This is a genomic window from Pseudomonas sp. 2835 (assembly GCF_050435905.1).
Lineage (GTDB): Bacteria > Pseudomonadota > Gammaproteobacteria > Pseudomonadales > Pseudomonadaceae > Aquipseudomonas.
In genome coordinates, this window is sequence record NZ_JBNDLE010000001.1 from 38,981 (window position 1) to 52,142 (window position 13,162).

The 13,162-nt window shown below is 62.4% G+C and carries 8 protein-coding genes; 4 read left to right on the top strand and 4 right to left on the bottom strand.

Annotated elements, in window-relative coordinates:
• Position 1: 1 nt before the first annotated feature.
• Positions 2-1,798 (top strand): glycoside hydrolase family 15 protein, encoded by a 1,797-nt coding sequence (locus ABIE20_RS00145; protein ID WP_429501714.1) that lies wholly within the window; start codon positions 2-4, stop codon positions 1,796-1,798.
• 90 nt (positions 1,799-1,888) lie between these two features.
• On the opposite strand, the gene nhaB is transcribed toward ABIE20_RS00145, so the two are convergent.
• A complete protein-coding gene (gene nhaB, locus ABIE20_RS00150; RefSeq protein WP_429501716.1) occupies positions 1,889-3,391 on the bottom strand; it encodes a sodium/proton antiporter NhaB in 1,503 nt (500 codons plus the stop codon).
• Positions 3,392-3,549: 158 nt separating this feature from the next.
• Between nhaB and ABIE20_RS00155 the strand changes: the two genes are divergently transcribed.
• Entirely contained in the window at positions 3,550-4,362 is an 813-nt protein-coding gene (locus ABIE20_RS00155) for a crotonase/enoyl-CoA hydratase family protein (protein ID WP_429501718.1), read from the top strand.
• 33 nt (positions 4,363-4,395) lie between these two features.
• On the top strand, positions 4,396-5,226 hold the full coding sequence (gene nudC, locus ABIE20_RS00160; protein ID WP_429501720.1) for an NAD(+) diphosphatase: 831 nt from the start codon (positions 4,396-4,398) through the stop codon (positions 5,224-5,226).
• Here the strand turns inward: nudC and ABIE20_RS00165 are convergent.
• Positions 5,194-5,973, bottom strand: coding sequence for a TSUP family transporter (locus tag ABIE20_RS00165; protein WP_429501722.1), 780 nt, complete (start codon positions 5,971-5,973; stop codon positions 5,194-5,196). The two genes, nudC and ABIE20_RS00165, sit on opposite strands and share 33 nt — an antisense overlap.
• Before the next feature lie 176 nt (positions 5,974-6,149).
• Between ABIE20_RS00165 and ABIE20_RS00170 the strand changes: the two genes are divergently transcribed.
• Positions 6,150-11,075, top strand: coding sequence for a dermonecrotic toxin domain-containing protein (locus tag ABIE20_RS00170; protein ID WP_429501724.1), 4,926 nt, complete (start codon positions 6,150-6,152; stop codon positions 11,073-11,075).
• A gap of 61 nt (positions 11,076-11,136) precedes the next feature.
• Here ABIE20_RS00170 and ABIE20_RS00175 read toward each other — a convergent pair whose 3' ends face one another.
• Complete coding sequence (locus ABIE20_RS00175; protein ID WP_429501726.1) at positions 11,137-11,904, bottom strand: SDR family oxidoreductase; 768 nt, start codon at positions 11,902-11,904, stop codon at positions 11,137-11,139.
• A gap of 22 nt (positions 11,905-11,926) precedes the next feature.
• Complete coding sequence (locus ABIE20_RS00180) at positions 11,927-12,994, bottom strand: phosphotransferase family protein (RefSeq protein WP_429501728.1); 1,068 nt, start codon at positions 12,992-12,994, stop codon at positions 11,927-11,929.
• Positions 12,995-13,162: the final 168 nt, after the last annotated feature.

The following is a 13,162-nucleotide window of genomic DNA, read 5'->3' on the forward strand; positions in this document are numbered from 1 at the left end:
AATGCCCGGTTTGATCGAAGACTACGCCTTGCTGGGTAATTGCCGCAGCGCCGCTCTGGTCGGCCGCGACGGCTCCCTGGACTGGCTGTGCCTGCCCAGGTTCGATTCCCCGGCGGTGTTCGCCGCCTTGCTCGGCGATGAAGAAAACGGCCGCTGGCGCCTGGCGCCGAGCGAGCCGGTAGTGCGGGTCAACCGCGAGTACCTCGACGGCACCCTGATCCTGCACACCACCTTCACCACCACCAGTGGCCGTGCGCGCCTGATCGACTGCATGCCCCTGGCTGAACACAACAGCGTGTTGCGCATTGTCGAAGGCCTGGAGGGCGAAGTGCCGTTCGAGATGGACCTGGTGATGCGCTTTGACTATGGCAACAGCGTGCCCTGGGTCGAGAAGGCCGAGCCGCTGGTGCTCTCGGCGGTGGTCGGGCCGGACCGGCTGATCGTGCGCAGCGACACGGCAACTCATGCCCTGGATCATCACACCGGCAGCCGCTTTACCGTCAAGGCCGGCCAGCGCCTGGCCTTCAGCCTGAGCCACCAGGCGTCACACCTGCCATTGCCTGCTGCGTTCGACGCCGAGCAAACTTTGCAACGGACCCGGGAGCAGTGGCAGCAATTTTCGTCGCGCTGCCCGGACGTCGGCCCCTGGACGGCGCTGGTCAAGCGCTCGCTGCTCACCCTCAAGGCCATCACCTACGCGCCCACCGGCGGCATTGTTGCGGCGGTGACCACCTCGTTGCCCGAGCGCCTGGGCGGCGAGCGCAACTGGGACTACCGCTATTGCTGGCTGCGCGATGCGACCATGACCTTGCTGGCGTTCATGAACCTCGGTTACTTCGAAGAGGCCCAGGCCTGGCGCGAATGGCTGCTGCGCTCGGTGGCCGGCAACCCCGAGCAGATGCAGATCATGTACGGCCTGGCCGGCGAGCGGCGGCTGCCGGAGTATGAAGTGCCGTGGCTGGCCGGATACCAGGGCGCGCGACCGGTGCGCATCGGCAATGCCGCGGCCTTGCAGCATCAGCTGGATATCTATGGCGAGGTCGCCGACGCCATGAGCCAGGCGATTCGCGGTGGCTTGCCGCGCCACCCGCGTAGCGCGGCGATTGCCCGGTTGATCATGCCGTACCTGAAAAACACCTGGCAGCAACCGGACGAGGGCATCTGGGAGGTGCGCGGCGGGCAGCAGCATTTTACCCATTCCAAAGTCATGGCCTGGGTGGCCTTTGACCGTGCTGCCGGCTTGAGCGACACCACCGAAGAAGGCCAGGCGCGGGCCGGGCATTACCGTCAGGTCGCTGCCGAGATACACCGCCAGGTGTGCGAACAGGGTTTCGACCGGCAACTGGGCTGTTTTGTCCAGGCGTATGGCTCGACCGAGATGGATGCCAGCCTGTTGCAGATTGCCCTGACCGGTTTTCTACCGGCGGATGATCCGCGTTTTCTCGCCACCCTTGCGCGCATCGAGCAGCGCCTGCTGCGCAATGGCCTGTTGCTGCGTTATGACAGCGACAGCGGCTGCGATGGCCTGGCGCCGGGGGAGGGGACCTTCCTGGTCTGTTCGTTCTGGCTGGCGGATGTCTATGTATTGCTGGGCCGTGAGCGCGAGGCCAGGGCGTTGTTCGAACGCCTGGCGGGCCTGTGCAACGACGTCGGCCTGCTGGCCGAGCAGTACGACCCGCTGGGCCGGCGCATGCTCGGCAACTTCCCCCAGGCGTTCAGCCACATCGGCATTATCAACACCGCGCTGAACCTGCACCGCGCCCAGTGCCCGGCGCGCGACCGGGCGCAATGTGGTTAAAGGCATCGCGAGAGCCTGTCTGGATTGCGACCGCTGCGCGCTCGATCGCCGGCAAGGCCGGCTCCCACAGGTTCCGTGCATGCAGAAGAGTTACAACCAGTAAGTCACCGCCCACCACCCAAGGCCGCCCATGACCACGGTGTAAGGCAGCGCCATCCATACCATGCGCCCATACGACAGGCGAATCAGCGGGGCAATTGCCGAGGTCAGCAGGAACAGGAACGCCGCCTGGCCATTGGGCGTGGCCACGCTCGGCAGGTTGGTGCCGGTGTTGATTGCCACCGCCAGCGTCTCGAAGTGTTCGCGGCTCATGCCGCCGTTGACAAACGCCTGCTTGACCTCGGTGATGTAGATAGTGGCGACGAACACATTGTCGCTGATCGCCGACAACAGGCCGTTGGCGATAAACAGCATGCCCGGTTGTTGATCGGCCGGCAGCGCCAGCACCCACTGGATCAGCGGGGTAAACAGCTGCTGCTGGTGAATCACCGCAACCACGGCAAAGAACACCACCAACAACGAGGTGAACGGCATGGCGTCCTGGAACGCGCGGCCCAGGCGGTGTTCGTCGGTGATGCCGGTAAAGGCGGTAATCAAGACGATCACCAACAAGCCGATCAGGCCGACTTCGGCCACATGCAGGCCCAGGCCGATGATCAGGATCAGCGCCGCCAGGCCTTGTACCACCAGCGCGGCACGTTGCTGCGTGGTGCGCTGGGCATCGTCTTCGGCGGCATAGGCGGCCAGCACCTGGCGCACGTTGTCTGGCAGCAGGGTGCCGTAGCCGAACCAGCGCAGCTTTTCCAGCAGCACGCAGGTGACCAGTCCGGCGGCGAGTACCGGCAGTGACACGGGCGCAACCTTGAGGAAGAAGTCCGCGAAGTGCCAGCCCATTTCGTGGCCGATCAGCAGGTTCTGCGGCTCGCCCACCAAGGTGCACACGCCGCCCAGGGCGGTACCGACGGCGCCGTGCATCAGCAGGCTGCGCAAGAACGCGCGAAACTGCTGCAGGTCTTCGCGGTGCAGATGGGCGACGTGCTGGTCGCTGTCCAGGTCCGAGTCTTCCCGTGGGTTAGTGCCCGAAGCGACGCGGTGATACACCGAGTAAAAGCCGACCGCGGCGCTGATAATCACCGCGGTGACCGTCAGCGCATCGAGAAACGCCGAGAGGAAGGCCGACAGAAAGCAGAACAGCAAGGCCAGCAGGGCCTTGGAGCGCACACCGAGAAGGATGCGCGAGAACACGAACAGCAGCAGGTCCTTCATGAAGTAGATGCCAGCGACCATGAACATCAGCAGCAGGATCACCGGGAAGTTGTGCTGCAGCTCTTCATACAGCGCTTGCGGCGTGGTCATGCCCAGCAGCAGGGCTTCGACCATCAGCAGGCCGCCGGGCATCAGCGGGTAGCACTTGAGCGCCATGCCGAGGGTGAAGATGAACTCGATCACCAGCACCCAGCCGGCCACGACCGGGCCGAGGGTGAACAGCAGCAGGGGATTGAGCAGCAGGAACAGGCACAAGGTAGCCTTGTACCAGCGCGGCGACTGGCCGAGAAAATTGTGGGCCAGGGCGCCGGCCAGGGAGCGGGACATGAAAATGTATCCTTATGATTCAACAGCTGGGCAAAGTGCCGCATGTGTGAACGGAGATCAAGGTAAAAGTCCCGGTTTTGGCACAAGCGCGGCCTTGGCGCCAACAGGCACCTTGTTATAGTCCTGCGATCAACCTCGCCGCCTTCAAGGAGAGCACCGTGACTGACTACCAAGCGTTCAAGGTCGAACTGAACAACCGCATTGCCCACGTGCAGATCAACCGCCCGGAAAAGTACAACGCCATGAACGCGGCGTTCTGGAGCGAAATCGTCGAGATCTTCCGCTGGATCGATGAAACCGACGAAGTGCGCGCGGTGGTAATCAGCGGTGCCGGCAAGCATTTTTCGTCCGGCATCGACCTGATGCTGCTGGCCTCGGTAGCCAACGAGCTGGGCAAGGACGTCGGTCGTAATGCGCGCCTGCTGCGTCGCACCATCCTGCGCATGCAGGCCTCGTTCAATGCCGTTGACAACTGCCGCAAGCCGGTGCTGGCGGCGATCCAGGGCTACTGCATCGGCGGCGCCATCGACCTGGTCTCGGCCTGCGACATGCGTTACTGCAGCAGCGATGCACAGTTCTCGATCAAGGAAGTCGACATGGGCATGGCCGCCGACGTCGGCACCCTGCAGCGCCTGCCACGGATCATCGGCGACGGCATCATGCGCGAGCTGGCCTACACCGGGCGCAATGTTGCCGCCGACGAAGCCCGGCGTATCGGCCTGGTCAACCGCGTGTTCGATAGCCATGAGGCATTGCTTGACGGAGTCTTTGCCATTGCCGCCGAAATTGCGGGAAAATCCCCCATTGCCGTGGCCGGCACCAAGCACATGATCAGCTACATGCGTGATCACCGCATCGACGATGGCCTGGAGTACATCGCCACCTGGAACGCCGCCATGCTGCAATCCACCGATCTGCGGGTGGCGGTTGCCGCCCACATGAGCAAACAGAAACCCGAGTTCGCCGACTGACCCCCGGCGGCGAGCCCCGCAAGGAACCGGCACATGTCAGCGCGTTGGACCACCGCAGTACTGGACACACACCTTACCGGCGGCTGGGCGGTCGCCCGCAGCCGCGAGGGATTTCTGGTCGATGACAACGGCGCGCTGTTCCCGCGTGACTGGCTCAAGCGCCAGGAGCTGGATGTACTTTGCGAACACGGTATCGGCCATTTCGATGGCCAGCCGGTGTTCCTTCTGGAGTTGCGCAGCCCGCAGGTGGTAGCCGGCTGTAGCTGGCGCGGCTTGCGTCAGTTCATGCTCGAAGGCGACTTTGAGACCTACAAGATTCTTGGCTACGCCGCGCAGATCGGCACCTGGGCCCGCGAGCACCGCTTTTGTGGCAGCTGCGGCCAGGCCATGAGCCAGATCCACTGGGAGCGGGCCATGTACTGCGCGCCGTGTGATCTGCGCAGTTACCCGCGCATTTCGCCGAGCATGATCGTGCTGATTACCCGTGGCGACGAAATCCTCCTGGCCCGTTCACCACGCTTTGTCAGCGGCGTCTACAGCACCCTGGCAGGCTTCGCCGAGCCTGGCGAGTCGGCCGAAGACTGCCTGGTGCGCGAAGTGCGCGAAGAGGTGGCGATCGAGGTGCAGAACATCCAGTACGTCGGCAGTCAGTGCTGGCCGTTCCCGCATTCGATGATGCTCGGCTTTCATGCCGAGTACGCCGGCGGCGAGATCGTCATGCAGCCGGACGAGATCGAGGATGCCCAGTGGTTCCGCGTCGATGCGCTGCCGCCGTTGCCGGCGGGACGCTCGATTGCGCGGTATCTGATTGACCTGTACGTGGCCCGGCGCCTAGGCCTGGCCGAACCAGTGCTGCCACGCTAGGCGCACAGTCAACGCCAGCACCACGGTGATGAACACCGGGCGGATGAACTTGCTGCCGCCGCTGATGGCGGTGCGTGCGCCGAAGAACGCGCCGACCATCAGCGCCGAACCCATCGACAGGCCCACCAGCCAGTCGACCTGGCCGGAGAAGATAAACACCGACAAGGCAGCGGCGTTGCTGACGAAGTTCATGCTGCGCGCCACGCCGCTGGCCTTGACCAGGTCGATGGGGTAGAGCAGCAGGGTACTGACAGTCCAGAACGCGCCGGTGCCGGGGCCGGCCACGCCGTCGTAGAAGCCCAGGGTGAAGCCCTGGGGGATCTGCCACGTCTTTTTTACCGGTGCGTCGGCATCCAGTGGTGCCTTGGGCGTGCCGCCGAACAGCAGGTAGACGCCACACAAAAAGACGATCACCGGCAGCATCTTGTTCAGCCATTCGGCGGGCAGGTAGTGGGCCACCACCGCACCGATCAGGGCGCCGACGAAGGTGCCGACCAGGGCGTGACGCCACTGCGCCGGGTGGAACAGCTTGCGCCGGTAATAGGTGAAGCCGGCGGTGGCTGAGCCGAAGGTCGAACTGAGCTTGTTGGTACCCAGCACCAGGTGCGGCGGCATGCCGGCAGTGAGCAGCGCCGGGGTGGTGAGCAGGCCGCCACCGCCGGCAATGGCATCGATGAAGCCGGCAACGAAGGCGACGGCAGCGAGAATCGCGAGGGTAGTGAGGTCTACGCTGAGTTCGAAAGGCATGGCATGGGCTTAACAGGACGCGCGTTGGCAGGCGCAAGGCCGCCATGTTAAACGCAAGCGTTTGCGCTGCCCAGTACAACCCAGGTACTGAACAATTATCTATGTGATCGGCGCTGCCTGCCTCTGATGAACTGAAGGTTCCCCTTCAATCAGAGGCACCTAAGATGTCATCGCTAATGAACAATTCCCCTGTGGCATCGTTGCCGCATGCCGGGATCGGTTACATCCCGTCGTTGGTTTCACCCCTTGAACAGGAAGGTTTGCCCCAATGGCTGCAGACTGCCGATCCGGCCAAGCGCCTGCGCCTGATGCGCATACGTGAAGAGGGCCGCACGCTGCGCCATGAACTGACAGCGGCAATCAGCACGTTGCAGACCCTGCATGAATTCTGTCGACCCAGGCTTGAGCAAATGGCCCAGGAAAGCCACGGTGATGTGGTCGATACCGAGAATGGCACGTTTTTGGTGTTCAAGCCCAACTCAGCCATGCTACCCAACCGCCTGGATGAGGTGCTGGTGAGTCAGCGCTCGCTGTATGAGGCAGCCTTGCAGAATTTCAGCCAGACGCAGTTGCTGCAACTGGGCGGCAATCCCTTCGTCAAGCTGGCGATACCGACGGAGTTCGACCTGTTTGCCGGATTCAATGGCAAGGAACGCGATGCTTTAGATGCCGTCAGCTCGATTGTTTGTTATGCCGATGAGGGTGTCGGCTATGCGTTGCGCGTTCGCAGCCTGGATCTGGGCAAACAATACCAGGAGTACCTGACCCGCCAGCTGGCTGCCGGCTCCTTGCAGCAGGCCAAATGTGAAGCTGCCACGAATGTTCTGTCCGAGGAGTTGGTAATTGCCGATATCAAGGGGCTGTTGAGCAGCGCCGCGAAGGTCGTCCTTAACGAATTCATAAAGGGCGCTGAGCGTGATGACCCTCATGGCAGTCAGATCCGCCATACGCTCAACGACGGTATTTCACCCTACGATTATGCCGAGGAGTGGTCGCTACACCTGCTGGATGATCTGGCGCTGAGTGAAATTCTCGTGTTTGGCGCGGCCAAGCCGCAAGCGCCCTGCGTTGCCTTTGTACCGGGGCATCCACAGCAGCCGCTGAAGGAGTATCCCTCCCGTTCAGCGTTTCTCAATGATCTGCAGGTACAGTTGAGCGACGGAGCCTTCCAGGCCTTTTTCCGTCGGTTCGTGCCATTGGCCAAATGGCCCCGCGTGCTGGAAGCCTTGCAGGAAACCGACGAGTACACACGCACCAGGCGCTTGAATCTGCGTACCCAATCGCTGAACAAGGGTTTGAAGGCCCACTGGTATGAGCAGATGTGCCGCAGGCTGGGCGATGATGCCAAGTACCTGGCCGTGCCCACCGCGAAGGTGGAGGGTCGCACCACGTTCGCCAGAATCCCCGGTTTTCTCGAAGCTACCCAGCAGCACCTGATGTACGGGGCCGGCGTCGGGTTTCAGGCCTGCGAGGAGGACGAAGGCCAGGCCCCTTCCGACTACGTCGCGCCGTTGCGCTGGGTAATCCTGCCCAACGGTCGCTACAGCCGTTGGGCCAGTAACCTGGCCCCATACACATTGAGGCCCGGGCTGCAGTTCGATCCGCCAAATTCCCAAGGTATCATCCACTCGTCCCTGGGGCGGGCCATCCGTATCAATGGCCGCAGCTATTTGATCAGATTCGATGCCAGTATCGGCAAAGAGCGCTTGTACCTGTCTTCCGATAAACGTACTTACAACCCGATCCTCGAGCACAACGGCGCGGGCAGTTGGCATCACAGCCTGGAGCGGCCTGAACGATGGGGGCGGCTAACGCTTCTGCGTCGCCTGGGTAGCTGGCTGGACGAACTTGGCGATGACGACCTGATGCTGGCTGCACGCCTCAGTGGGGTAACCAATGCCACCTTGCGCAGGGTGTATAGCCATGACGACGCGCCGCCTGCATTGCTGGTGTGGACGATCGGCCAACTGCGGCGGGTGCGCAAGGCCGAATCGCTGCTGGCGCTGGTCAAGGATGGGCGTGTAGTGCCTGCTGAGTACGAGGTGCCAGAGCTGACAGCATTTCGTGCGTTATTTGCCGGCACCGAGACTCAAGTCCTCCGGCCACGACGCAGCCCGCTTGAGGACGATAGCAACGCGTACTGTGGGCCGGACTGCGGCGCACCGCCGGCGGTGCTGTTTCTGGAATGGTACGACAGGCTTTTTCGTGCATTCCTGGCGCGCAGCGAACACATGCCGCAACTGCCTGAGTCGGCGCAAGTGGCTTCCGATGTACAGCTCGGAGAGCTTCGCCAGCATTACCCGAACCTGCCTGTGCAGATGCTTGACGAGCTGATTGCCCAGTCCTCACCGCCCGTTCTGGAGCGTCTTGCCCGCGGTGTCCTTGACCTGAACCTGTTTGAGCGTTCACGCCGAGCCTGGAACGCGTACCGGCTGACGCGGGCGCTGATGGGCTTTCGCGCGCCAGCTCAAGCCGACCTCGATACCCGTACGCTGGCGTTCGCATTGTTACCGGCCTTGCCCAGCTGGCACTCGGACCTGAACCTGGCATTGTACCCGGGGGATGTGCGCAGAACCACGCCCAGGCGCCTTGCCCAGGTGCAAGGTGCGGCGTCCTGGGGGATGGGGGTTGGCGGCGCGTCCAGCTACGAAGTGGTACAACTGCAAGGCGAACGTTACCTTGAAAGCCGTTTACACCGTGATTTCTATGGCGCATTGCTGGATCTGATGGGGCCGGCGCAGCGCCAACGCCTGGGGTTGGGTACAAACGAGACTGAACGACTGCGCGACCTGCTGTATGAACTGGCTGTGAGCCAGCCGACGCGCTCCCTGGCCCTGCTCGGCATCGAACGTCCACGGGTTACCTTGCATCCGCATGGATCCGAGCGCCGCGCCCGGGCGATGGCTGGTACGGGTGGGCGATTCGAGCGCGAGAGCAGCATCGAACGGTTGCAGTTGATGTTCCCTCGGGCACTCGATAGCCATATCCAGCGTATTCTTGAACAGGTGACACGACAGGGGCCAACGGTCGTTGACGCACTCAATCGCCTGGAAGATGCGCGATTGCGCCTGGACGGTGCGCTGCGGGCCTGGGTCGGGGCCACCACTGTGTACGGGGCGGGTTTTGGGGCGCGCCGGCGAGGGCATATTGCCGAGCAGTTGCTCAACGCACTGGACCCGACAGTCACTGTGCTTGAGATCAATGATGGGTTTGTCAGCAGCTTGCCCGAATTGCCGCTGGACTTCGACGCCATAACGGTCCTGACCATTAACCTGCCGGCCATGGATAGCTTGCCTGGCCGCTTTCTCGCGCGCTTTGCGAACCTGCGCGAACTGCGTTTGAACACCCGGGTCGGCAGGCTGCCAAACGGCCTGGTGGAATTGCCGCAGCTGCGTAGCCTGTCCTTGACCAACGCACACCTGCGTCCAGAGGACCTGAGGCCGATCGGCCAGATTGCGCAGTTGAGAGAGCTGAGCATCATTCACCTGACGCCGCCGCAAAGCGAGGGCGAATCGGTTTACGCCGCACGCACCTGGGACACCGAAGACATGGCGGCTATCGCCCGTTGCCAACACCTGCGGCGCTTGCAGATCCAGGACTGCCGGGCGCTGTTCGAGGGCGATGTGATTGGCGCGCTGGCGCCACTTCAACAGTTGACGCATCTAGACCTTTCGGGCAACTCGTTCACGCTGTATGGGGAGAATGTCCGCGGGCTCGTTCATCTGCGCCACCTGGACCTGAGTCGCAATCCGCTGAACGCAGGGCTCGATGTGAGTGCCATGAGCGATCTACGCTGTCTCGACCTGCATTACTCCCGGGCTGATTGGCCGGTTGGGCTGGAAAACCTCGCGCATATTGAACAGGCTAACCTTACAGAGGTCGACCTGAACACGGTGCCGGCTGGTGCTGGCCGTGCGCGCGGGCTGCGTCTGTCGGTTGTCAACCTCAACGCCACGGATCGCGAACGGGTTTTGAGGGAAATGGCTGAAGTGAATAACCTGCAGGGCGCGGATCATAGCGAATTCTACCTGTCACGGGTCGAATTGGGCGAGACATCAAATGAATCCGAAGAGGAGGAGATCGAACCTGATGCGCCCATCGGCGCTGAAGGGATAGTCGTAGGTAATCTGTTCGACGGCCTGTCGGAACAAGACCGCAGCCTGGCGCAGCAACTGGTCGATTCGAACAGTAATGGCAGCCGTGCGTTCTTTGCGTTGATGAATACGATACTGTCGCGAACGCCAGCGGATGAGCGCGACGAGGTAACCAGGCAAGCCCACTCGATCATCCTGCGGATGTTCGATGAAACCCGGCGCGAGGAGTTCTACCGCGTGGCACTGGACCTGGGCTGCATTGATTCTGCAGTACAGCGTTTTTCCGACCTGTTGGGGCTGGCAGAGGCGGATCGGGTGGCGGCCGATGCCTCTGGCAATGCCCGCCCTGAGCTGATCGACCTGGGTCTTTCCTTGTGGCGGCTGCGCAGCTTGCGAGCCTCTGTTGCCAGGCGGTACCTTGATTGGTGGGGGCAACGCGCTGGCCAGCCAGATTATGCCGAGATCGAGTTGTACATTCGTATCGCATTGACGGCCCGGCTGCGCTTGCGCCACCAGCCCAGACGCCAGGTCAATGCCGGCATGGTGACGTGGATGACCGGTTCGATGGCGGATGAGGTCGAGACAGATGTGCTGACCACGCAGGCTCAGGATTTCCCCGTTGCCTTGAGCGACCAGCCGTTCTGGCAGGAGCACCTGGTTGCGCAAGAGTGCGCTCCCTGGAGCTACGAGGTTGAGTCGGCGCTGCAGGAATTGGCCGTTGGTGAAGGGCTGCCACGCACATTGGGCGAATCGGCACGTACCCGGCTGGAGCAACTCTTGACTCAGGCCCGCAACGTCATTGCCGAGCGTGATGAGGTGCCGGTGAGTTCCGGGCCGCTGGTGCTGGACAACGAAGACCATCGGCTGCAAGCGTTCAACCTGATGCCGGCAATGATCCAGTTGTCCAGGGTCGAATACACCCGCCAGGTAGTCAGCGAGTACGTTGCCCAGGGCATACCGACACAAAGCCCGGAGCCCGGGCCTTCAGGGGTACAGCGCAAGCCCTGATCGGCAAAAGCATCTAGGCATGAGGAAAGGGGCCTGGGCCCCTTTCTTTTACGGCCAGCCCTCAGCTCAGAAACCCGCCGTCGACATTTAACGCGACGCCAGTGGTGTAGCTCGACGCATCACTGGCCAGGTACAGCACCGCGCCGGCCATCTCCTTCGGATCGGCCACGCGCTTGAGCGGTATCTGCTGCAGGGCGGTGTTGAGGATCGCATCGTTCTTGACCAGCGCCGAGGCGAACTTGGTATCGGTCAGGCCTGGCAGCAGGGCGTTGCAGCGGATACCGAACTGCGCGCATTCCTTGGCGAAGACCTTGGTCATGTTGATCACCGCCGCCTTGGTCACCGAGTAGATGCCCTGGAAAATCCCTGGCGATACGCCGTTGATCGAGGCGACGTTGATGATGCTGCCGCCGCCGTTGTCGCGCATCAGCTTGCCGGCTTCCACCGACATGAAGAAGTACCCGCGGATGTTGACGTCGACGGTCTTCTGGAAGGCGCCCAGGTCAGTGTCCAGCACGTTGCAGAATTGCGGGTTGGTGGCGGCGTTGTTGACCAGGATATCCAGGCGCCCGAACTGTTCGCGAATGCCGGCGAAGACCTGGCTGATCTGCTCCATCTCGCCGATGTGGCAGGCAACTGCTGTGGCCTTGCCGCCGGCGGCGATGATTGCCTCGGCAACCTGCTGGCAGCCGTCGAGCTTGCGGCTCGAAACGATCACATGGGCGCCTTGCTGGGCCAGCAGGTGGGCGATGGCTTCGCCGATTCCGCGGCTGGCACCGGAGACGAAGGCGACTTTGCCGTCGAGGTCGAACAGTTGGGTCTTGGACATGATCTTTTCCTTGTTTTAGTCGTCAGAGTGGGGACTTGGCGATGACCTGCAGGCTCATGTGCTCCAGCAGCGTGTTCATGTGAATGAACTGGGCGAAGCGCTTGTCCTGGGTCTGGCCGTGGAAGAACCGGTAGTAGATCTGCTGGACGATGCCGGCCAGGCGGAACAGGCCGTAGGTGTAGTAAAAGTCGTAGTTGTCGATTTTGATCCCGGCGCGCTCGGCGTAGTAGTCGACAAACTGCTGGCGGCTCAGCATGCCCGGGGCATTGCTCGGCTGGCGGCGCATCAGTTGCACCGGCGCCGGGTCGTCGGCTTGAATCCAGTAGGCCAGGGTGTTGCCCAGGTCCATCAAGGGGTCGCCGAGGGTGGTCATTTCCCAGTCGAGCACGCCGATGATGCGCATGGGGTTGTCGGCATCGAGGATGACGTTGTCGAAACGGTAGTCGTTGTGCACGATGGCAGGCTTGGGGTGATCGGCCGGCATCTTGTCGCGCAGCCAGGCGATGACCTTTTCCCAGCGCGGTGCGTCCGCGGTCAGGGCTTTTTCGTAGCGGCTGGCCCAGCCTTCGATCTGGCGTTGCACATAGCCTTCGGGCTTGCCCAGGTCGCCCAGGCCGCAGGCGTTGTAGTCGACCTGGTGCAGCTCGACCATGCGCTCGATGAAGCTCTTGCACAGGGTCTCGGTGCGTTGGGCATCCAGGCCCAGCTCCGGCGGCAGGTCCGAGCGCAGGATGATGCCCTTGACCCGGTCCATGACATAGAATTCGCCGCCGATCAGCGACTCGTCGGTGCAATGCACGTAGGCCTTGGGGCAATAGGGGAAACCGCTGTTGAGCTGGTTGAGGATGCGGAACTCGCGGCCCATGTCATGGGCGGACTTGGCCTTGTGGCCAAACGGGGGGCGGCGCAACACAAACTCGCGCTCGGGGTATTGCACCAGGTAGGTCAGGTTCGAGGCGCCACCGGGGAACTGGCTGATGGTTGGCGCACCGGCCAGGCCCGGAATATGTGCTTTCAGATAAGGGTCGATCACGGCGGCGTCAAGTTCTTCGCCGGGGCGGACCTGGGTGGACTGGTCGGTGAGCGTCATGCGTTTCCCTTATGATCAAAGCCAGAGATTATTGGCCAATCTAATTCCTGCGGCGGATGCTCACAAGCACGCCCGGGCGTTATAGGTGAGCGTGTTGCAGCACAATCAGCAGGTTTGATCGGCTGTGGCCTTCAGGTGCATATATAACTACATCCTGCGCCCGGCGTG

What these genes read in the sequence shown, in the direction of transcription:
- ABIE20_RS00145 (WP_429501714.1), top strand. Translation starts at nt 2, where the DNA reads ATGCCCGGTTTGATCGAAGACTACGCCTTGCTGGGTAATTGCCGCAGC.
- nhaB (WP_429501716.1), bottom strand. Translation starts at nt 3,391, where the DNA reads ATGTCCCGCTCCCTGGCCGGCGCCCTGGCCCACAATTTTCTCGGCCAG.
- nudC (WP_429501720.1), top strand. Translation starts at nt 4,396, where the DNA reads ATGTCAGCGCGTTGGACCACCGCAGTACTGGACACACACCTTACCGGC.
- ABIE20_RS00165 (WP_429501722.1), bottom strand. Translation starts at nt 5,973, where the DNA reads ATGCCTTTCGAACTCAGCGTAGACCTCACTACCCTCGCGATTCTCGCT.
- ABIE20_RS00170 (WP_429501724.1), top strand. Translation starts at nt 6,150, where the DNA reads ATGAACAATTCCCCTGTGGCATCGTTGCCGCATGCCGGGATCGGTTAC.
- ABIE20_RS00175 (WP_429501726.1), bottom strand. Translation starts at nt 11,904, where the DNA reads ATGTCCAAGACCCAACTGTTCGACCTCGACGGCAAAGTCGCCTTCGTC.
- ABIE20_RS00180 (WP_429501728.1), bottom strand. Translation starts at nt 12,994, where the DNA reads ATGACGCTCACCGACCAGTCCACCCAGGTCCGCCCCGGCGAAGAACTT.